Annotated in this window: 19 protein-coding genes; 7 read left to right on the top strand and 12 right to left on the bottom strand. The window is 58.4% G+C overall.

Translation table 11 applies throughout. The features are described 5' to 3' along the window. Positions 1-76: 76 nt before the first annotated feature. The 4 genes from HMPREF2712_RS05115 (at position 77) to HMPREF2712_RS05100 (ending at position 3,207) form a co-directional block, all read left to right on the top strand. Positions 77-958 carry a hypothetical protein gene (locus tag HMPREF2712_RS05115; RefSeq protein ID WP_141762571.1) on the top strand — a complete coding sequence of 294 codons (882 nt, stop codon included), beginning with the start codon at positions 77-79 and terminating at the stop codon, positions 956-958. 204 nt (positions 959-1,162) lie between these two features. Next, complete coding sequence (locus HMPREF2712_RS05110) at positions 1,163-1,936, top strand: LppP/LprE family lipoprotein (RefSeq protein WP_070819428.1); 774 nt, start codon at positions 1,163-1,165, stop codon at positions 1,934-1,936. Positions 1,937-2,390: 454 nt separating this feature from the next. After that, positions 2,391-2,783: a DoxX family protein gene (locus tag HMPREF2712_RS05105; protein WP_012903126.1), complete on the top strand. Its 393-nt coding sequence runs from the start codon at positions 2,391-2,393 to the stop codon at positions 2,781-2,783. Positions 2,784-2,949: 166 nt separating this feature from the next. Further along, positions 2,950-3,207, top strand: coding sequence for a GlsB/YeaQ/YmgE family stress response membrane protein (locus tag HMPREF2712_RS05100; protein ID WP_005505157.1), 258 nt, complete (start codon positions 2,950-2,952; stop codon positions 3,205-3,207). Positions 3,208-3,333: 126 nt separating this feature from the next. Here the strand turns inward: HMPREF2712_RS05100 and HMPREF2712_RS05095 are convergent, their stop codons facing one another. Then, entirely contained in the window at positions 3,334-3,702 is a 369-nt protein-coding gene (locus HMPREF2712_RS05095) for a zinc ribbon domain-containing protein YjdM (RefSeq protein ID WP_060824477.1), read from the bottom strand. Positions 3,703-4,041: 339 nt separating this feature from the next. Between HMPREF2712_RS05095 and HMPREF2712_RS05090 the strand changes: the two genes are divergently transcribed. Next, positions 4,042-4,254, top strand: coding sequence for a TOBE domain-containing protein (locus tag HMPREF2712_RS05090; RefSeq protein ID WP_044150246.1), 213 nt, complete (start codon positions 4,042-4,044; stop codon positions 4,252-4,254). 111 nt (positions 4,255-4,365) lie between these two features. On the opposite strand, the gene HMPREF2712_RS05085 is transcribed toward HMPREF2712_RS05090, so the two are convergent. The 8 genes from HMPREF2712_RS05085 to HMPREF2712_RS05050 form a co-directional block, all read right to left on the bottom strand. Beyond that, positions 4,366-6,435 carry an AAA family ATPase gene (locus HMPREF2712_RS05085; RefSeq protein ID WP_083323942.1) on the bottom strand — a complete coding sequence of 690 codons (2,070 nt, stop codon included), beginning with the start codon at positions 6,433-6,435 and terminating at the stop codon, positions 4,366-4,368. 148 nt (positions 6,436-6,583) lie between these two features. Beyond that, positions 6,584-7,669, bottom strand: a complete 1,086-nt coding sequence (ychF, locus tag HMPREF2712_RS05080; protein WP_070593684.1) for a redox-regulated ATPase YchF — start codon at positions 7,667-7,669, stop codon at positions 6,584-6,586. Between the two features lie 307 nt (positions 7,670-7,976). Further along, the gene (locus HMPREF2712_RS05075) at positions 7,977-8,609 is read right to left on the bottom strand and encodes a response regulator transcription factor (RefSeq protein ID WP_005508461.1); all 633 of its coding nucleotides are present in this window, start codon (positions 8,607-8,609) and stop codon (positions 7,977-7,979) included. Between the two features lie 138 nt (positions 8,610-8,747). After that, positions 8,748-10,010, bottom strand: a complete 1,263-nt coding sequence (locus HMPREF2712_RS05070) for a sensor histidine kinase (protein ID WP_070819426.1) — start codon at positions 10,008-10,010, stop codon at positions 8,748-8,750. A 164-nt stretch (positions 10,011-10,174) separates the two neighbouring features. After that, positions 10,175-10,933 carry an ABC transporter permease gene (locus HMPREF2712_RS05065; RefSeq protein ID WP_005508459.1) on the bottom strand — a complete coding sequence of 253 codons (759 nt, stop codon included), beginning with the start codon at positions 10,931-10,933 and terminating at the stop codon, positions 10,175-10,177. Between the two features lie 69 nt (positions 10,934-11,002). Further along, positions 11,003-11,956 carry an ABC transporter ATP-binding protein gene (locus HMPREF2712_RS05060; RefSeq protein WP_070819425.1) on the bottom strand — a complete coding sequence of 318 codons (954 nt, stop codon included), beginning with the start codon at positions 11,954-11,956 and terminating at the stop codon, positions 11,003-11,005. 498 nt (positions 11,957-12,454) lie between these two features. Further along, a complete protein-coding gene (locus HMPREF2712_RS05055) occupies positions 12,455-13,540 on the bottom strand; it encodes a 4-hydroxy-3-methylbut-2-enyl diphosphate reductase (RefSeq protein WP_070819424.1) in 1,086 nt (361 codons plus the stop codon). A 27-nt stretch (positions 13,541-13,567) separates the two neighbouring features. Beyond that, the gene (locus HMPREF2712_RS05050) at positions 13,568-14,776 is read right to left on the bottom strand and encodes a dehydrogenase (protein ID WP_070819423.1); all 1,209 of its coding nucleotides are present in this window, start codon (positions 14,774-14,776) and stop codon (positions 13,568-13,570) included. Between the two features lie 155 nt (positions 14,777-14,931). On the opposite strand from HMPREF2712_RS05050, the gene xseA reads away from it, so the two are divergent. Both xseA and HMPREF2712_RS05040 read left to right on the top strand, forming a co-directional pair. After that, positions 14,932-16,233, top strand: coding sequence for an exodeoxyribonuclease VII large subunit (gene xseA / locus HMPREF2712_RS05045; RefSeq protein WP_070819422.1), 1,302 nt, complete (start codon positions 14,932-14,934; stop codon positions 16,231-16,233). Positions 16,234-16,297: 64 nt separating this feature from the next. Continuing rightward, complete coding sequence (locus tag HMPREF2712_RS05040) at positions 16,298-16,555, top strand: exodeoxyribonuclease VII small subunit (RefSeq protein ID WP_049354175.1); 258 nt, start codon at positions 16,298-16,300, stop codon at positions 16,553-16,555. Between the two features lie 142 nt (positions 16,556-16,697). On the opposite strand, the gene HMPREF2712_RS05035 is transcribed toward HMPREF2712_RS05040, so the two are convergent. From HMPREF2712_RS05035 to HMPREF2712_RS05025, 3 genes are read right to left on the bottom strand one after another with little or no spacing between them, the layout of a single operon-like run. After that, on the bottom strand, positions 16,698-17,921 hold the full coding sequence (locus HMPREF2712_RS05035) for a pyridoxal phosphate-dependent aminotransferase (protein ID WP_005508453.1): 1,224 nt from the start codon (positions 17,919-17,921) through the stop codon (positions 16,698-16,700). Positions 17,922-17,927: 6 nt separating this feature from the next. After that, a complete protein-coding gene (locus tag HMPREF2712_RS05030; RefSeq protein WP_070819421.1) occupies positions 17,928-19,112 on the bottom strand; it encodes a glycine betaine ABC transporter substrate-binding protein in 1,185 nt (394 codons plus the stop codon). Next, positions 19,112-19,621, bottom strand: coding sequence for an NUDIX domain-containing protein (locus HMPREF2712_RS05025; protein WP_005508451.1), 510 nt, complete (start codon positions 19,619-19,621; stop codon positions 19,112-19,114). Before HMPREF2712_RS05025 ends, HMPREF2712_RS05030 begins: the two co-directional genes overlap by 1 nt. Positions 19,622-19,631 lie beyond the last annotated feature (10 nt).

Genomic DNA, 19,631 nt, shown 5'->3' with positions numbered 1-19,631 from the left:
TCAGCGGCACCTCTACAATGGGCAGGTGAGCATTTTGAGGCACATATCTTCCCGCCTTGCGCCGCTGGCGCATCCCGTGACGAATTTCAGGGCACTCCGTCAGGACCTGCGCCGTCAGCGGGTGGAGGGTCGTGCCCTCGTTGATCCGCAGAATACGTACCGTCCGAGTGTGCGCGCTGAGCTGCGCCGCATGTTCACGCACCCCCTCCCGGTGGAAACGCAGACGCTCATGTGTAACGCCCTGTTGGCGGCAATCTGCTGGTATCTGCTACCGGAAGCCTGGCGTTCGTGGCTGTTTAGCGAGTTTAAGGGCCCGGCCGGTTTCGCGCTGGTGATGGTTGGCTGGATGGTTGCGGACGTCACCTCAACGAACCTGATGGGCCACGATGAGGAGCATGCGCTACGTGCGTTGCGCAGTAGCGACCCGCACGCCCTGCACCTGTTCGTGCGCACGAAGGCTATTGCAATCGGTCTGATCACGGGTGTTTCTGGCACCCTGCTGGCGCTGATTCTGCACAGTCAGGACAAGAACCTGACCCCCACGCTCATGATGTCCCTATCGTTCTTTGTGGTGCCGGCTATTGTGGTGTCCCTCGGCTCGATTCTGGGCGTGATGTATCCGTACCGTCTGCGCGGCTGGCAGTTCCGCTGGGCGCACCGCAAGAACCTGCGCATGAGTGCCCGCTGGGTTCTGCTCTGTTTCGGGCCGGGCTGGGTGCTGGGTACGGTGCTGATGTCGCTGATGTTCCCGTCGATTTTCCTGTCGGATGCGCTCGCGCGCCTTCTCAACCCCGGAGTGGATCCGCGCGATGTTGCGTTCCGGCCGCTACTGTTTTCGTTGATTTTGTGGGCTCAGGGCGCGATTAGTCTGTGGGTTTTTCCACGGATTACGGCGCGTATTGCGACCGCGAGGCGCGCCTGGCTGGTGCATTATCTGACGAATGATAAGGTCTGCTAGCCGGTTTTTGGTGCTGGGTGTTTGGGCCGGGGGTTTGCCGCAGGGCAGCTATTCGCCCATGTCACGGTAACGAACGACGCTGGTAACAAACGGCACTGACCGCGCGCACCACGTGCCCGCCTCTTTTTCCCTATACTGGACGAGTTCACTATTCACTTCTTGACCAGCACCGATGCGCGCTGCCGCGCATCTTCAGGAGTATCCATGTCTTCTAATCGCCGCCGTTTCACCGGCCGTACCGCTTTGGCTCTACCTGCATTGGGCGCCGCTCTAGCTCTCGTTGTCACTTCCTGCTCGGCAAGCACTGATTCTGCCGTTTCGGGTACCGTGGTGTCTTCTTCTGGCAGCGCTTCTGCCTCCGCGAGCGCGACCTCCACTCAGGCACTGTTCCCGACCCCGTCGGCGAGCCCTAGCGCTACCCCGAGCGCATCCGCAAGCGCTACCCCGAGTGCTTCGTCGCCTGCTCCGGTGCCGTCGGTGGTGACGATTACGGTTCATGCTGAGCCGACCGCCTCCGAGTCGAAGACCTCTAAGTCTGAGTCGAAGAAGGATTCCACCTGCGCGTCTGATTCTGCATCGACCGTGGTGTCTAAGGCTCTGCGCGAGTTGAAGAATAAGAGCAAGTGGGATCAGTGGACGAACGTTTCGCGCACGTACGAGGGTTACGACCCCTGTGCTGAGCTGTCGTGGATTGACGCGATTCCGGGTTCTTCCCCGTCTGATTGCTGCATTTCCTCGATGGCACACCATATTCTGCTGTTCCACCGCGGCAAGTTCATTGGTACCGCAACCTATGAGCCGTACTCGTTCTCCCCGGTGATTACTCGCACCTCGGACAGCTCGATTAGCGTGACCTACCGCTACGTAAAGGGCGATGAGAGCTCCGCCAGCGCGAGCGGCCGCACAACTGCTGAGTTCAGCTGGAGCTCTTCGCAGAACAAGGTTGTGATGACCGGTGAGGTTCCGCCGAGCGAGTAGCCGGTTCACCTTATAGGCTACGTGTTTGATGCCCAGGAGGTTGGGCATACGAGAAACCCGCCGTCTCGCATATGGTGCATATGTGAGACGGCGGGTTTTCCGTTGCTTAAGGATATGTAGAGTGCCCGAGGGCTAGCTATTTAGGCAACGAACTTCTTGTAACCGAAGTATGCGGCGCCTGCCAGGATAGCGATGCACAGAATCTTCTTCACGGTATAACTCCTTTGATTGTTCCGGTAGGCACCCGGTGTTTTACTCCGTCTGGCGACTCACCTAAAGGTGAGGGCAGGCGGGGCGTCATCCGCACGTGGTGCCGTTGCTCCCTATCTTACCTGCTTTTGAACAATGTTTTCTGTTTGACGTGCCTAGTCCGCATTTTAGACAGTCAAACACGCAGCGGTTCAGCGCATCGTTGAGGCAGAGAATAAGCCTCTGACGGGCGCATAATGGGAGCATGAGTATTTTTAAGAAGAAAGAGTACAGCGCTGAGCGCTCGGCTACTCGCATGGCTCGTGCCCTCGCTGTGATGGGTGCGCTGCACTTCATCATCCCGGATCCCTTCGACTCGATTGTGCCGAAGTACCTGCCGGGTCCTCCCCACGCGTACACTCACGGTTCGGGTGTAGCTGAGCTGGGCACCGCTGCCCTGCTGGCTAATGATAAGACCCGCCGCGCCGGTGGTCTGCTGGCGGCTCTGCTGTTTGTTGCGGTGTTCCCCGCGAACATTCAGATGGCTCTGGATGCGCGTAACCAGTCCACTCAGCGTAAGGCTATTGCGTACGGTCGCCTGCCCCTGCAGTTGCCGATGATTTGTAGCGCTCTGAAGATTTGGCGCAAGTCGAAGTAGTCGCTTCGTTCATTAGGAACGGCACCTCAGTGTTTTACACGTAAAACATTGAGGTGCCGTTTACCTTAACATACCCGTTATTAAGCTTTCCGTAACCAGCATTGCCTACACTGGAACTAATACACCACCTGTCACAGCGGCAGGTGTACAACCTTTGGAGAGAACAATGGGCACTATTATTGGCACCATTATTACCGGCGCAATTATTGGCGCGATCGCACGTTTCTTCATGCGAGGCCGTCAGAACATTTCGATTCTTTGGACCATTATCTGCGGTGCTGTCGGCGCGGCTATCGGCACCTGGGCAGCGACCCAGCTGGGTGTAGCGGACACCAGCGGCATTGACTGGATCCGCTGGATTATTTCAATTTTCGCAGCAATGCTGACTATTTCCGTCTACCTGGGCCTTACCGGCAGGAAGTAACAATCCGACCTATTGAGGGCTCACGGAGTCCCTCATGTACAAAGGCGGCACCTCCCCTAGCGTGAGCTAGTGCGGGAGGTGCCGCCTTTTCTGCGCCTCACAGGAGGCGTTTTACGTCTTCTTGGCTTATGCCTTCTTCACCACGGAGGACTTCAGGTACATCTGGCCTGCGCCGGGGACCTTCGCCTCAATGTCGTGGCCATTGACGGGGGATTCGAGCAGGCGGATGCCGCGCACCTTGGTGCCTGCCTTGATGTCTGCGCCGCCCTTGACCTTCAGGCCCTTGACGATGGTGACGGAGTCGCCGTCGACGAGCTCGTTACCGACGGAGTCGAGAACCTTGGAGCCTGCTGCTTCTTCGGTTTCGCCTGCTGCGGTGCGTTCCCATTCGTGGCCGCACATGGGGCATGCCCAGAGTTCGCCCATTTCGTAGGTGTAGTTTTCGTTGCATTCGGGGCAGGCGGGTGCTTCGATTTCGTTGAGGTTTTCGCTCATGGTTCCTTCTTCGATCTGTGCGGATGCGCCGCTCCCCTACGGTGTGTGGTTGCGGCGTGTGGGCGCGCGTCAGCGAGGCAAGGGGTGCGACGGTGGAGGGTGCGAGGATTCTCGCGTTCGTGCTGACTATACCATTTGGCGGGTGTGAACCGCATGTGTGGGGCTGGTTTTTGCCGGTCTTTTGGGGCGGGTGCGGGGCGTGGGTGAAGCCGAAAATAAAATTTGCATGGTTTGTGCGTAATATTTGCGAAAATTCGGGTTTTTGCTCATTATGCAGAAGATAAGGTGTGTAAAGTATCTAGAGCATTTGTACGTTTATTGAGTGAAAGGCACGGCTTCATGAAGCTTTCTGCACGTAACCAGTTCGCTGGCAAGGTTGTTGAGATCACCGAGGGTGCAACCAACGGCATCGTTAAGATTGAGATCGCTCCCGAGGTTATTATCTCTGCGTCCATCACCAACGAGTCCATCAAGGAGCTGGGCCTGAAGGTTGGCGAGACCGCTTACGCAGTCATCAAGGCGTCCAACGTTATGGTTGGTGCTGACCACTAATCCCGGTCGATAAGACTTACACCCGGGTGGCTGCCTTTTATGGCGCGTGAGGGTTAATAGGACGGAGCCCCGCACTGTACGTTCACAGTGCGGGGCTCCGCTTTTATGCTTTTATCGCTTAGCAGCCTGCCGACGAATATTCAGGGGCACACGCCCTCCACGGTGGCGCATCCGATGCAACCGTTCAATTTCTCCCAAAGAATCCATAGCAGTAACTATTTTAGGACTGTCCAGAACATCTTTAAGCAGATTATCCAACTCTTTAACAAATTTAAGGATACTCTTCCCCTCCCCTTTATATTTCTTCATGCGCCATGCTATATGTCGCGGAGCAATAATATGCATACAGCATACAATATTTTTCACAAAATCTTCATACGGTTTACCAACCAGAGTAGGCGTAAGATACATATTTCCATTCATAATTTGGCTCTTTGAATGCGAGTCACTATTTATAAAAAGCTGAGGAATGAATATTTTAATAAATCTCTCAATTTGTTTATCCTTCGAGAAGGACTCACTCAGCTTTTTCATAGCCCCCATTTCAGCAATAGAAGTCTCCCCCAGCTCAAACGATAAAAAAGCCTCCCATACACGTCGAACATCATTCGGTGCAGGAACGACCGCGTTCTTTTGACTCGACACCGCAAAATCATACATGATTCTAAGCATGTCAGCGTACCTGTCAATATCTTCAAATTTTGATTTTATAAGCACATCTGAAGAATCTTTTTGCAGCTCCCAGCAGGACAATTTACTATCATCGATAGCTTTTATCATTTTACTCATGTTGAGCGCAAAAGATAAATCATGCGTCATAATAATCAGTTTTGTTTTTGACGATTTATCCAATACGGATTGACACAAATAACCAAGAAGAGCCGTCACGCCATATTTATTACTATCATCAAAACTTGAGACAGGATCATCAAGAATAACAATTTGATTTTTCGTAAATAATCTATCAAAATTTTCACCTTCGCATAAACTTGCAAAAAAATAGCATAAAGATAGAATATTCTGTTCCCCAATAGACAACCTACTCGGAAGGATCACTCCATACTTATTATTTGCAATATATCCAAAATCCTCATCCGATTCAAGCCATATTTTACGCCCACCAAAGACCATACTAAGTAAGGTGTTTATATATTTCGTTACTTGCTCAGAAGAATACTTCCCTTGCTCTTTATCTAGCTCCTCTTGCTCCTTCTTGAGACTATCCTGGAATTGCTCAAGATTTTGTTCAAAAATCCCCAATATCCGACGATCCTCCTGTGCGATAATATCTTCATTAATTTTTTGAAATAAAGGTTCATCCTCTTTATATATTAGAAGCATCAACCAGTATGCAGCCTCGCACCATATAGCCCCAACTTTATAAATAATATCTGCCAGACCCATTAAGTCAGACTCCACTATCTCATCAATCCGACGATAACTATATTTTACCTTCTCTTTTATTTCATCGACAGAATAATTTGAGATTCCCTCATTTTCAGCTAAGTCATTTAGTATATTGCCGCGGGCAAAATCAAAGCATATAGAAGTAAGCCATATATACCTATCCCGGTTGCAATTAGCTCTGAGGTCTATTATGCTTTTTGCTTTATCCACCTCAGATAATTCACCAAACCGCCAGGTTCCCACAGCTACCTTTTCAGGATTATCAGCATATGAAGCATTGTACCTAACGTAAGCATCAACATACTCTCTTATGGTAATTCCATCGAAAGACAAGCCTGCAATCAACGAATTTTCACCCAGAGCTCTATTTACACATTCTTCTAGTACGTTTTCTATTTTTTCTTCGCTAGATGATATTTTATCCTTTAGCTCACTAATCTTCTCTCTCCTCTGCTCAAAATTGCCCAATAAAATAACTGGCCTAATTTTCTCTTTTGGGTATTTACGGAAATTTTTAATAACATAAGACTCATTAAATACGTGAACATTTGAACAATCACTTCCCAGATAATTTTTATCAACACCAAAGAATTTAGTGGATTTAGTGTCAACGCTAAGAGCCCGAGCAAGCGTTGATTTGCCCGAACCATTTTTGCCAAAAATAATTGCACATTGAGTTTCTATATTATTAACAACATCAAATATTAAATATTTTTTTTCACCTGTATGATTTGTTTTAATCTTTATTGATGATACTTTTGTTGCATCAACCATTTGTTCCTCCTAGAACCAATAGATTTCCTCAATTGAATAGATATAATAAAATCCCCTTGAGCATCAGTTCATCAAAGATACAACTGTCTCAAGGGGATCTTATAACTTCACTGTTACTCAGATATTAATTTATTTAATTATTCCAAGCTTAGACGTTGAAGCGGAACTCGACCACGTCGCCGTCCTGCATGATGTAATCCTTGCCCTCCATGCGGACCTTACCGCGAGCCTTCGCCTCCGCCATGGAGCCAGCCTCGTCCAGGTCCTTGAAAGACACAACCTCAGCCTTAATGAAGCCGCGTTCAAAATCAGAGTGAATCACGCCAGCAGCCTGCGGCGCAGTATCACCCTTATAAATGGTCCAGGCGCGAGCCTCCTTCGGGCCAGCAGTCAGGTAAGTCTGCAGACCCAGGGTCGAGAAGCCCACGCGAGCCAGCTGGTCCAGGCCGGACTCATCCTGACCGTTCATCTCCAGCATCTCGCGAGCCTCCTCCTCAGACAGCTCCACCAGATCAGCCTCCAGCTTCGCGTCCAAGAACACAGCCTCAGCCGGCGCAACCATGTCACGCAGCTCCTGCTGCTTCTCCTCAGATGCCAGAATGCCCTCATCCGCGTTGAACACGTAAATGAACGGCTTAGCAGTCAGCAGGTTCAGCTCCTTCAAATGGGTCAGCTCCAGCTTCGCGTCCTTCGCACGAGAAATGATGGTGTCACCATCCTCCAGGATCTTCTGCGCAGCCTTATAAGTCTCCAGCTGAGCGGCGTCACCCTTCTTAATCTTCACAGCCTTCTCCAGACGCGGAATAGCGTTCTCCAGAGTCTGCAGGTCAGCCAGAATCAGCTCAGTGTTAATGGTCTCCATATCGGAGGCGGGGTCAACCTTGCCGTCCACGTGAATGACGTCCGGGTCATCAAACGCACGCACCACCTGCGCGATAGCGTGCGCCTCACGAATGTTCGCGAGGAACTTGTTACCCAGGCCCTCACCTTCAGAAGCGCCCTTCACAATACCCGCAATATCAACGAACGAAACAGTCGCAGGCAGAATGCGCTCCGAACCAAAAATCTCAGCCAGACGGTTCAGACGCGCATCCGGCAGGTTCACCACGCCCACGTTCGGGTCAATGGTCGCGAACGGGTAGTTAGCCGCCAGCACAGTGTTGCCGGTCAGAGCGTTGAACAGGGTGGACTTGCCCACGTTAGGCAGGCCAACAATGCCGATAGTTAGAGCCACAAGTTTTCCTTCGAATCATGTACCCTGCCAAACACTCAGGATGCGCCGCGTACGTGATGCGGCGGGTGCGGGCGGGCACAGGGCGAAAATGGTGCCCGCTTCCAAGCGCGACACCGCCAGTCTCAAGAAGAAAAGGGGGCGGGGCGCCTGCGGGCATAGACACTACCATTCTACCGTGTTCGCGCTGGAGCCGCCCCGAGTACAGGGATAGGCACCAACCGGGGCGCTGAAAAGGAGAAAACGGCGGCAAAAAGTGGAGGCGAGGAAGCGCTACCGCTCCCCCGCCGGAATTAACCAGAAAATCGGCCTAGAGCCAGCCGTTCTCCGTGGCGATACGCACCGCATCCTGACGAGTCGACGCACCCGTCTTCGCCATCGCCGCCGACAAATAATTACGCACCGTACCCGCCGACAAAAACAACGCCGACGCAATCTGCTGAGCCGTACCACCCGACGCCGCCTCACGCAGCACCTGCGCCTCACGCTCCGTCAACGGAGAAGCACCCGTCACCAAAGAATCCGCCGCCAACGACGGATCCACCACACGCAACCCCGCATGCACACGACGAATCGCCTCCGCCAACTGGCGAGCACCCGTATCCTTCACCACGAAACCACTCGCACCAGCCTCCAGGGCGCGGCGCACATAGCCCGGGCGGCCAAACGTCGTCACAATCAGCGTGCGCACCGGCTCACCCGACTCACTCACCGCACCTGCATCACGCAGCGCCGCAGCCGCCTCAATACCATCAGCCAGCAAAGTACCGGGCATCTGCACATCCAACAGCACCACGTCCGGCTTCAACAGGGCGACAGCGCCCAGCACCTCATCACCACTACCGACCTGACCCACAATCTGCAGGTCAACCTCCAGCCCCAGCAGAGCGGCAAGAGCCTCACGGATGAGCTGCTGATCGTCAGCGAGCAGAACACGAATCATGGGAGCCTCCCAGGGCTGAAGACAGGGTGATAACGGCGGGCGGAACAACCGCGTGAGGTTGTCTACCACCACCATACAGGGGCGGGTAGCTCCCCCGTCCAGGGCGCGACGCCAAGTTCCACAATCTGCAGAATCTACCTACAGCAGTGAGGTGTCACCGTCCATGCTCACACGGATGCGCGTACCCACCCCACCGCCAGGGTTCTCCGCCAGCCACTGCTCGGGCGCCGCCTCAATCACCACGCTACCGCCGGACGCCGCCACACGCTGAGCCATACCCGTCAGGCCGTTACCGCGGGCATCGCCCACACCCACACCGTTATCGAGGATGTCCAGACCGGTTGCGCTCAGACGCACCCGCGCCGCGTTCGCACCCGAATGGCGCACCATATTCGTGACCGCCTCACGCAGAACCCAGGAGAACAGCTTCGCGTTCACACCAGCCACCGCGAGCGCACTCTGAGCATCCGGCAGTTCGGCGCGGATACCGGCGGTCTGCAGGGCACGGCCCGCACCCTCAATCTCACCCGAGAAGTCGGGCACACGCAGGCGCGTCACGGTTGAGCGAACCTCCGCCAGGGATGCGCGGGACAGCTGCGCGATTGCCTCCATTTCGGCGCCGGCGCGGGCGGGGTCAATCTCCAGCAGGCGCTGCGCCAGCTCCGCTTTGAGGGTGATGACGGTCAGGGAGTGGCCGAGCACGTCGTGCACGTCGCGGGCAATCTCTTCACGTTCCTCGGAGAGCGCCAGGGAGGCACGCGCTACATCCGCGCGTTCGCCCAGCTCAATCAGGTAGGAGAAGCCCAGCATACCCACCATAGGTGCACCGATAAAGAGGGCAATTCCGCCGTGCGCGGTGACATCAAAACCGATGCCCGCCATAAAGATTAGCCAGCAGGCCAGGGCAATCGTCGCCGCTACACCCAGGCGCAGGCGGTACGGGGCGATCGTGCCAAAAATCCAGAACGCCACAAAGTACATGCTGAACGACAAGAACACCATATACGCCGATTCCAGCTGCAGTGCCGTCAGGCCAGCTACAGGCAGTGCCATCAGCACCGTCCAGATGACGCTTCGACGCACCGTAGAGGTGACCGGCACCAGCCACGGCACCGCGTACGCCGAGCAGTTCACCACCGCAAACAGCGCCACCAGCGCCACACCGGCCCAGCGCACCGGCCCCAGCTCCGGGGTGGTGAGGAAGCTGTCCAGCGGCATGAGCAGAAACACCAGCCACGGGGCGCTAAAGCCCAGCGCCAGCCAGTTCACGTTGCCGCTGCGTTCGCGGTGGAGGAAGCGGAAGCGGTGCTTGCCCAGGGTGCGCTTCGCGGCGGAGGGTGCCACCTCGTTCTCTGCGTGGGGGTGTTCGTTCTCGTAGGAATGGGTGTGGGTTTCGGTCATGGTTCTAGCCTAACGTGCGGGTGCCGCGGGTGCAGATACCACCGGTGCGGCGGTGTCAGTAGCGGCAGTGTTAGTAGATACAGCCTGAGTAGGTACGGCTTCCGCCGCAGCCTCGGGAGCCCCTGATACTACGGAACCCTTGAGACTGCGGCGGGAAGAAGCATTTAGCGGCGGGTTGCGCGGCGCATCAGCAGGGCAGAAACACCCAGGAAGATAGCCGCCCACACAACCAGGCTCACCACTGCGTACCAGAGCGGCTCGGTCACGAACCAGTCCTCACCACCCAGAATAATGGTCTGACCTGCGCTGAAGGGGTAGCGGGCAATCTCAGCGGCACCGTACAGCGGGGTGAAGCGGGCGTACTTCAGCAGGTCGGTGCTCAGCGGGGAGAACACGGTACCGAAGAAGCTCATAATCACCAGCAGACCGTTCGCAATGGACACGGCGTTCTCGTTACGAATCAGCAGACCCATCATGATGCCGTAGAAGGCGAACACCAGACCGCACAGCACCGTCAGCGCGCCGGCTGCAAGCTGCTGGTTCACGGGGATTTCAACACCGGTGAACATGCCCACAATGTTCACCGCAATCACCGGCACCGCAGAAATCACCAGGGCGGTCAGCGCCTTCGCGCCCAGGTACTTGCCGGTGGTCAGCGGGGTCAGCGCCAGCTGGCGGTTCCAGCCGCTGGAGAGCTCGGTGACGGTGCTGCCGCTAATCGCCACGGTGTTCTGCACAGCACCGTACAGCGCCATGCCAATCATGACGTACGCTGCTACGTTGCCGTCGCCCATCGGCTGGGAGGAGTAGTCCTGCATCGCTCCAAAGAGCAGGAAGAAGACAATCGGCAGTGCCACGCCGAAGAAGAAACGGTCGGTCGAGAGGATAGAAGCGCGGATGTCGTAGAGTGCGTAGCGGAGCATGATGTTTTCCTTGAGGTGTGTAACGGCGGCGTAGCGTTTAGATGGTGTGGTGTTTAGGTGGTCTGATGTTTAGGAGGCGGATGCCTTGGAGGCGGCGGCCTGCTCGGTCAGCAGGGTGAAGGACTCGTCCAGGGAGGGCTTGGTGACCTCCAGGTCGGTGATGCTGTAATTGTTCAGCAGAGTGCGCAGTACCTGCTCAATCTCCAGCACGGAGATGCGGTGGCGGTACCCGCCGGACTCTTCGGTGACCTCAACCGGCACATCCAGGTCGGTGATGGGTGCGGGTGCGAGGAAGCTGAGGTGGCGGTGGCCGGTCAGGGCGCGAATCTCGTCGGAGGAGCCGTCAGCGATGATGGAGCCGGATTCCATGAGCACGATGCGCTGGGCGAAGTTCTGTGCTTCTTCCAGGTAGTGCGTCGCAAAAAGAATGGTCGTTCCACGTTCTGCGATGGCTTCCATACGCTCCCAGAAGGTGCGGCGTGCATTCACGTCCATGCCGGCGGTCGGCTCGTCCAGAATCAGCAGTTCCGGCGAGTGCATGGTCGCCAGGGCGTAACGCAGACGCTGCTGCTGACCACCCGAGCACTTGCCGACCTTACGCTTAGCAATATCGGTCAGGTCGGCGCCGGCGAGTACCTCATCCACGTCAATGGGCTTGGGGTACAGCGCCGCAATCATCTCGACCGTGGCGCGGATCGTCAGGTCCTTGAGCAGGCCACCGGTCTGCTGAACCGCACCGAGCAGACCGGCGCGTGCCGCCTCGGAGGCGTTGCGACCGAAGACGCTCAACTCGCCGCCACTGGGCTGGGTCAGACCAAGAATCATGTCGATGAGGGTGGTCTTACCTGCGCCGTTGGGGCCGAGCAGGGCGATGATTTCGCCGCGCTTGACGGTCAGGTCAATCGAGTCGACGGCGACCACGGTGCCTGCCGCACGGGTGGAGAAAACCTGGCGGAGGGAGCGGGCGGAAATAACGGTTTCTGCGGTGTTGTGCTTGCTGTTCTGAAGTGCTGCGGTGTTCATGTTTCTATTACACCTCCGGTTTTCGCGCCGCTGCGGTACAGAGTGTCATGACCTGCACATGACAAATGTCATGAGTTCACGCAGCGGCTGTTCTAGCGAGGCATTTTCAGCGGTAATACGGCATGGCAACGAGGTATTTTCAGCAGCGGCGGCGGTCACGCGAAGCGGGGGCTCCGTCCTCAAGGCGCCTGTGTCAATCGTTATTGGGGCGCCGCAGAAGGGGAACTCCCCCAGCAGCGGAGGCGGTCACGCGAAGCGGGGGCTCCGTCCTCAAGGCGCCCCAGCGCCGCAGAGGGGGCACTCCCCCGCGTAGCGAGACCGCGAAGCTGCGCAAGAACCCCTACCTGTGCATCCTCATGCGCGAAAACCCAGTGTTTTCTCCCCCGCGAGCGGAAACCGGCGCGTACCGCCATCCCTCCCCATGCATCCTCATGCACGAAAGACCCCGCGTCTTCTCCCCACACGGGGAAAAGGACACGGGGTCATCAGCTAAAAGGCTTAGCGAGTGGGCTTAGCGCCGCGGCCACCGAGCTGGCGGCCTACGTTCTCGTCGTTCTTCAGAGCGGAACGCAGTTCCTTCGGCAGGGAGAAGAGAATATCTTCCTTCGCGGTCTCGACCTCTTCGATGGTGCTGTAGCCGTACTCGGCGAGCAGAGCCAGCACCTCCTGAACCAGAACCTCGGGCACGGACGCGCCGGAGGTCAGGCCCACGGTTGCCACACCCTCGAACCAGGATTCGTCGACCTGGTGTGCGAAGTCCACACGCTCGGCACGCTTAGCGCCGTATTCGAGTGCTACTTCCTTCAGGCGCACGGAGTTCGAGGAGTTCGCCGAACCCACCACGATGACCAGGTCTGCGCGCGGAGCGATTTCCTTGATAGCGCCCTGGCGGTTGGAGGTTGCGTAGCAGATGTCGTCCGAAGGCGGATCCTGCAGGGACGGGAAACGCTCACGCAGACGCGCCACGGTTTCCAGGGTCTCATCCACGGACAGGGTGGTCTGAGAAATCCACACAACCTTCTCGGGGTCGCGGACCGTTACCTGATCCACTTCCTCGGGCGAGTTCACGATCTGGATGTGCTCGGGCGCCTCACCGGCGGTACCCTCGACCTCTTCGTGGCCGGTGTGACCGATGAGCAGGATGTCGTAGTCCTGCTTGGCGAAGCGCACAGCCTCGCGGTGCACCTTGTTCACCAGCGGGCAGGTCGCGTCAATGGTGTTCAGGGAGCGGTCGCCAGCTGCGGAAACCACCGCCGGGGACACGCCGTGCGCCGAGAACACGGTCACGGAACCTTCGGGGACTTCGTCCACTTCATCAACGAAGATAGCGCCCTGCTTCTCCAGGGTCTCCACCACGTGGCGGTTGTGAACAATCTGCTTGCGCACGTAGACGGGCGCGCCGTAGTGCTCCAGCGCCTTCTCAACAGCAATCACGGCACGGTCAACGCCCGCGCAGTAACCGCGCGGGGTGGCGAGCAGGACTTTCTTCTCACCGGTGACGGGTGCGGCGGCTTCAACGTCGGCGCGGGTGCGGCGCTCGCGGGGTACGGGCGGCAGGCCCAGGGCAATAGTTTCAGTGGACATGGTTACTATCCTACGTTGTTCGGACTTTTAGTGTGTGATGACTGTGGCACCGCTCGCAGGGCTACGTCCCAGGGCGATGAGGCGAATCAGAATACCGAGCAGCAGGGCGAGGATCGCCATGACCAGCCCGTAGCTTGCCGCCGCCTGCAAGTGCCCGGTCAGTGACGGTGCAAGCTGGTTCCATGCCCCGGTAATCAGTGCCGTTCCGGCGGTGCTGTGGCTGGTAATTCCTAAGGATTCAGGGCTTTGGGCGCCAAACCAGGCTGCGGCACCCCAGCCCAGCAGGGCGTAGAGCAGAGCCGTGACCACCGGTACCAGGATGCGGTGCCTGGGTGCCAGCAACGTAGCCAGCAGCAGGCTCAGCACCGAGATGATGGTCAGCGGCACGGTGGATTTGCCCAGCGCGGCGGCACGGTTAATGCCGGCGTGCAGGTACCACTCCTGTTGCTCCTGCTGGCTGTTGCTGTCCTTTACCCGGTCAATGTTGAGGGTTTCAGGGCCGAGCTTCGTCAGGTCCGGGTCGAAGGAGCCGATAGAGCCGACCTTCGCATCCAGCGCACGGTAGAAGGGGGTGAGCACAATGACGGCGGGACCGTCCTGGTGTTCGAGGTTGTAGCGGCGAGTTTCCTCGGCTATTTCCTTCCAGAGGCTTCGATATTCTTCAGTTTTTGACAGCTCAGCCGCGGAACGGTTGAGCAGGGAACGTATGCCGTCTTGTGTCGGCTTTACAAGAATGGAGTATAAGCCGCTTTGTTTGGTGCCGTCGAGGAAGGTTGTCATAGCCTCGGAGTTCATGAGGTCTTCAACCGCACCGTCCGCGATGCGTGAGGCGAGCTGCGAATCTTCCGCCAGGTTGGAGGAAATCTGCGAGAAACCGCGCTCTGACATGAGCTTGGAGTTCACCCAGGCACCCGTGGTTGCACCCAGAGCGGTCACCAGGGCCAGGGCGCACAGCACAACGGTCAGGAACCTCCGCAAACCTGCCGCGAAGGGAGGCTCCGGGGCGGCCTGCAGTTCAGCCTTGGTGGGGGCTGCGGCGTGGCCGAGCGTGCGCGTGGGCTGTAGCAGGGTGGTGTCTTCATCCGCTGTATAGTAGCCGTCCGTGCGGGTAATCCGGGTGTCGACGACTCGGGTCGCGTCCGCCGGGTAGTTTTGCGCGCCAGTACCCGCCGTTGACGAAGCCGCGGCGGTGTTGAGGGCGTTGTTCTGATGTGCTGACTGATCGGGTGAGCGCATGAGCCTAGGGTACCCGCTCACAGTGTTCAAAGCCGATTCAGACCCGCAGAATGCGCCAGAAGCTAAGTTCTGCCTGCACTGCGTGCAAGCTACCCGAGTCGCCAGGCTGACCTGTAAGCAGGCGCATAACCGACCAATCAGGGACAATAGAGAGTATGAACTTCTACAACCCCTCCGCAGTGCAGCCGGCACCCGCACTGGTGGTGCCGCCCGTGCACGAGCGGCAGCTTCCCGGGAAGTCTCAGGAAACCACCGCCACCAACCCCTGGCCCCTCGCCCTGCTCGCGCAGAACCTCAAAAACTACGTAGACAAGGTTCCCGAGCTCTGGGTGGAGGCGCAGGTCGCCTCCCTCAACGGCCGCGGCGGCAACGTCTTCATGGAGCTCAAAGACCTCAACGAAGACTTCTCCTTCACCCTCGCGCTCTTCGGGCGTGCCGGTAGCGGCCTGGCGGCTGATGTGACCGTAGGCGCTCGCATCGTCACCCGCGCCAAGCCGAGCCTGTGGAAGAACGGCAAGCTCTCCCTCATCGGCAAGGAAGTGTACGCGGTCGGCACCGGTAACCTGCACGAGCAGCTGCAGCGTCTACGTGAAGCTCTCGCCGCTGAGGGGCTGTTCTCTGACGCGCGTAAGAAGCCGCTACCCATGCTGCCGAATCGCGTGGGTCTGATTACCGGTCGCGATTCTGACGCGGAGAAGGACGTTATCCGCAACGCCTCCCTGCGCTGGCCCGGCGTGGTCTTCGAGGTGCGCAATACCCGCGTTCAGGGTGAGGGTGCGGCGGCTGAGGTCATTGCGGCTCTCGCCGAGCTGGACGCCCACCCGGAGGTGGACGTCATCGTCATCGCCCGAGGCGGCGGCTCCTTCGAAGACCTGCTGCCTTTCTCCGAGGAGGCGCTTATCCGCGCCGTCGCGGCGGCCACCACCCCGGTGGTCTCCGCTATCGGTCACGAGGCGGACTCCCCCATCCTCGATGCGGTTGCCGATCTGCGCGCCTCCACCCCCACCGATGCGGGTAAGCGCATCGTGCCCGATATTTCGGAGGAAACCGCCCGCATCACCGAGGCCCGCGCCCGCCTGGACCGCGCGGTACTCGGCTACGTGGGCATGCAGATGAACTACATTGCCCAGCTGCGAAGCCGCCCGGTGCTCACCCACCCGGAGTCCTCCCTGCTCATGCGTGTGGAGGAGCTGAGCCAGCTACGCGAGCGCGCTCACCGTTCGGTGCAGCACCGCTTGGAGCGTGAGTCGGCGACTCTGTCGCATACGTTGGCGCGGGTGCGTTCGCTCTCGCCTGCGCAGACGCTCAACCGCGGCTACTCCATCGTTCAGGATGCCGCGGGCGCTATTGTGCGTGACGCTTCGGCGCTGAGTGAGGGCGAGCAGATTACGGTGCGTGCGGCGACCGGTTCGGCGCAGGCGGCCGTGACTTCTACGGACCCCTCGAACATCTCCTAAACCTCGATACCTACGTTTTACCTCTAGTTTTTATCCCTAGTTTTTACCTCTGAAAGGTTCCTCAATGAGCGAGAACATTAGCTTCAACAGCGCCGAGCTGGGCGCCCCCGTCGAAACCCTCGGCTACGAGCAGGCACGTGCCGAGCTGGAGCAGGTCGTACGCCAGCTGGAGTCCGGCGCCAGCGACCTGGAGACCTCCATCGCCCTGTGGGAGCGTGGCGAGGCGCTTGCCGCCCGCTGCGAGGCGTGGCTGCAGGGCGCGCAGGAGCGCCTGAACGCGGCACGCGGCGCACAGGCAGGTCAGGAGCCTGCAGCGAACTAGCACGCTTCTCTCTCCCCCTCGGCGCGTTGCTTCGTCATCTGCGCATCGCGCATCTGCGAAGCCGCTAAAAATAGCCTGCCCCGCAGCTCATCAGAACTGCGGGGCAGGCTATTTCTGTCTATATGTAGCAGAGGCGGGAAGGCTAGTGCTTCTGCTTGTAGTCAGCCATGAAGTTACCCAGGCGCTCTAGGGCGCTGGTGAGGGTCTGCGTATCGGGCAGGAACACCAGGCGGAAGTGATCCGGGTCCTTCCAGTTGAACGCGCGGCCGTGGCTGAAGAGAATCTTCTGGCTCTTGAGCAGATCCAGGGCGAACTGTTCATCGTCGGTAATGTCGAAGCGCTCAACATCAATCTTCGGGAACAGATAGAGCGCACCGTCCGCGCTGGTGCAGCTGATGCCGTCAATCTCATTGAGCATCTTGTGCGCCAGGGTGCGCTGCTCGTACAGGCGGCCGCCGGGAACAATCAGCTCGTTAATGGACTGGTAGCCGCCGAGCGCGGTCTGGATGGCGTGCTGTGCCGGAACGTTGGCGCACAGGCGCATGGAGGCGAGCAGGTGAATGCCTTCCAGGTAGCTGGAAGCGTCCTTCTTCGGGCCGGTGATAGCGACCCAACCCGCACGGTAACCGCAGACGCGGTATGCCTTGGACAGGCCGGAGAAGGTCAGGCAGAGCACGTCGTCGCCGGTGAGGGTCGCCATGTTGATGGCCTCTGCGCCATCGTAGGTAATCTTTTCGTAAATCTCATCAGAGAACACGACCAGACCGTGTTCGCGTGCCACATCCACAATCTGCTTAAGCACGGAACGCGGGTAGACGGCACCGGTGGGGTTGTTCGGGTTAATAACCACGATGCCCTTGGTGCGCTCGGTAATCTTCGACTTAATGTCTTCGATGTCCGGGTACCAGTTGTTTTCCTCATCGCAGAGGTAGTGCACGGGCTTGCCGCCGACCAGCGCGGTGGCTGCGGTCCACAGCGGGTAGTCGGGCATGGGGACCAGGATTTCGTCGCCGGTCTCGCACAGTGCCTGCAGGGTCATCGGGATCAGCTCAGACACACCGTTACCCAAGTAGATAGATTCGGTGTCAAGGTTCATGATGCCGCGGTTCTGGTAGTGGTGCACAATGGCGGTACGTGCCGAGTAGAGGCCGCGGGAGTCAGAGTAGCCCTGAGTTTCGGGCAGGTGACGAATGATATCCATCATGATGGCATCCGGCGCCTCAAAGCCGAAGGGTGCGGGGTTACCAATGTTCAGCTTGAGGATGCGGTGGCCCATCGCTTCCATGCGATTGGCTTCATCCAGAATAGGGCCGCGGATGTCGTACAGGACGTTGCTCAACTTTGAGGACTGACGGTACTTCGTCATGATGATTTACTTTCTAGGGTGATCCAAAATGAATTGTGCTGCGTCATCATCTGCGATGGGGTTGGAACCGCTAGTCAGACGCAACAGGAACGAGAGGTTACCCGTGTCTAATGTAGATGATACGCGGTTAATTGCCGTCCGGGCGCTATCTGGCAGGGTACGGCGGATAATGGGCACCAGTTGCTGCTGCAAAAGCGCCGTCGAGGGGTCTTCCAGGGTGACCAGGCGATTCTCTTCAATCGCGGAGTCGCTGCTGTGCAGCAGGGTCACCTGCACGGTGTCTGCGGTGAGGGCGTTGACGCGCTCGGCGGGGTCGTCCTGAATCTTCGGGTCATGCACGCGGTAGCGGTAGAGGCTACGCAAAGAATCCACACCGTAGGTGCCGCTGGAGTACCCTGCCGGGATGGAGAACGCCAGGCTCGACTGCACATCGCGCAGGTTCGCGAGGGAGTTGAGCTTGTGGCGGGCGCTCACGGCACGGGTGGTAACCAGCACATCCTTGTTGGTGGCGTGGGCGCCGTTGAGGAGCATGAGCTCTTCGGGCAGGATGCGCGAGATGGCGTTGGTCATGTCGGTGGTGCTCATGGCGCGCAGGTTGATGGGGTCTGCGGAGCGGGTGGAGCTTGCGGTGGGGCTCGCGGTACCGTCCGTAGCATGCGCGGAGGCGGTGCTCTCCTCCGCGGTGGGGGTGGCCGCCGGGGGCAGGGTCACGCCTGCGGCTTGAGCGGAGGCACTCACGGAGGCGGCGATACGTTCGTTCTGTGCGGCGGCGGGGCTAATTTTGCCGTCGTCGGTCAGGTAGAGCAGCAGGTCGCCGCTGTAGTCGATGACCAGGTCCAACGATTCAAGGGCCGCGGCAGTGGTGCTACCGGTTTCCTCGTCGTCGGGCAGAGTAGCGGTAGGGGTGGCGGAATTAGCCGAAGGAACCATGAGCCCGCGCAGGGCGGTAGCGCGGCTGTTGTCGGTGTCAACAAGTTCAACGGAGTAGCCGACCTGGCGCAGGGCACGCGCATACACGTGCGCGACAGCGCGCATCTCACGCAGGGCACCGTAGCCGATACGCAGGGTACCGTAGCTGGAGGCGGAAGGGTCCACATGCGGGGTCGTGTCATTGTTGCCGCAGGCGGCGAGCAGCGGCATGAGCGCCAGGGAGGTGAGAGCCGCACGGCGGGTGAGGGTCAGTCGGTTCATTAGGGAAGCTTCCGTGCGTTTTCATCGGCAAGAAATTCGCGGTATTCGCGTGCCCAGCTAGCGGCGTTGGAGTAGCCCATCATGGAGGCTACCTCGTCGATGAGGGTGCCGTAGCGGATGGTGTCCAGCTCAGCGATGGGTACCCAGCGTGCAGTGTCGGAGGAGCCGTTGATTTCGTGGCGCAGTTCGCCGGTGACAATGTGGGCACGGAAAACCACCCGCAGGGCGCAGAAGGGTAGCGCTTGCGGGTCTTTCTGGGTGGAGCGCACAGGGAAGTGTCCGGCGTGCACGCCCAGAATGTCTTCAATGGCGACGCTGTAACCGGTCTCTTCGAGGGTCTCTCGTAGCGCGGTTTCGTCGGCCTGTTCACCGGGTTCCATGCCGCCACCGGGCAGGGACCAGAGGGGGCTGAGCGCGCGGTCTTCGGGCACCCAGCGGGTCATGAGCAGCTTGCCCTGCTCGATGATGACTGCGTAGGCTGCGGGTCGGGTTTCCATTGCTAATGCCATGGTTTGATTT

Origin of the sequence: Rothia sp. HMSC064F07 (assembly GCF_001837265.1) — a bacterium.
GTDB classification, from domain to species: Bacteria; Actinomycetota; Actinomycetes; order Actinomycetales; family Micrococcaceae; genus Rothia; species Rothia mucilaginosa.
Note: the sequence above shows the minus strand (reverse complement) of the source record. Positions and strands in the feature narration are given on the sequence as shown.

Bases quoted from the DNA above. Each gene is read 5' to 3' on its own strand.
- HMPREF2712_RS05085 (WP_083323942.1), bottom strand. From the start codon at position 6,435: ATGGTTGATGCAACAAAAGTATCATCAATAAAGATTAAAACAAATCAT.
- HMPREF2712_RS05050 (WP_070819423.1), bottom strand. From the start codon at position 14,776: ATGCGCTCACCCGATCAGTCAGCACATCAGAACAACGCCCTCAACACC.
- HMPREF2712_RS05025 (WP_005508451.1), bottom strand. From the start codon at position 19,621: ATGGCATTAGCAATGGAAACCCGACCCGCAGCCTACGCAGTCATCATC.
- HMPREF2712_RS05065 (WP_005508459.1), bottom strand. From the start codon at position 10,933: ATGCTCCGCTACGCACTCTACGACATCCGCGCTTCTATCCTCTCGACC.
- HMPREF2712_RS05100 (WP_005505157.1), top strand. From the start codon at position 2,950: ATGGGCACTATTATTGGCACCATTATTACCGGCGCAATTATTGGCGCG.
- HMPREF2712_RS05060 (WP_070819425.1), bottom strand. From the start codon at position 11,956: ATGAACACCGCAGCACTTCAGAACAGCAAGCACAACACCGCAGAAACC.
- HMPREF2712_RS05105 (WP_012903126.1), top strand. From the start codon at position 2,391: ATGAGTATTTTTAAGAAGAAAGAGTACAGCGCTGAGCGCTCGGCTACT.
- HMPREF2712_RS05040 (WP_049354175.1), top strand. From the start codon at position 16,298: ATGAGCGAGAACATTAGCTTCAACAGCGCCGAGCTGGGCGCCCCCGTC.
- HMPREF2712_RS05110 (WP_070819428.1), top strand. From the start codon at position 1,163: ATGTCTTCTAATCGCCGCCGTTTCACCGGCCGTACCGCTTTGGCTCTA.
- HMPREF2712_RS05090 (WP_044150246.1), top strand. From the start codon at position 4,042: ATGAAGCTTTCTGCACGTAACCAGTTCGCTGGCAAGGTTGTTGAGATC.
- HMPREF2712_RS05070 (WP_070819426.1), bottom strand. From the start codon at position 10,010: ATGACCGAAACCCACACCCATTCCTACGAGAACGAACACCCCCACGCA.
- HMPREF2712_RS05075 (WP_005508461.1), bottom strand. From the start codon at position 8,609: ATGATTCGTGTTCTGCTCGCTGACGATCAGCAGCTCATCCGTGAGGCT.
- xseA (WP_070819422.1), top strand. From the start codon at position 14,932: ATGAACTTCTACAACCCCTCCGCAGTGCAGCCGGCACCCGCACTGGTG.
- HMPREF2712_RS05095 (WP_060824477.1), bottom strand. From the start codon at position 3,702: ATGAGCGAAAACCTCAACGAAATCGAAGCACCCGCCTGCCCCGAATGC.
- HMPREF2712_RS05055 (WP_070819424.1), bottom strand. From the start codon at position 13,540: ATGTCCACTGAAACTATTGCCCTGGGCCTGCCGCCCGTACCCCGCGAG.
- HMPREF2712_RS05035 (WP_005508453.1), bottom strand. From the start codon at position 17,921: ATGACGAAGTACCGTCAGTCCTCAAAGTTGAGCAACGTCCTGTACGAC.
- HMPREF2712_RS05030 (WP_070819421.1), bottom strand. From the start codon at position 19,112: ATGAACCGACTGACCCTCACCCGCCGTGCGGCTCTCACCTCCCTGGCG.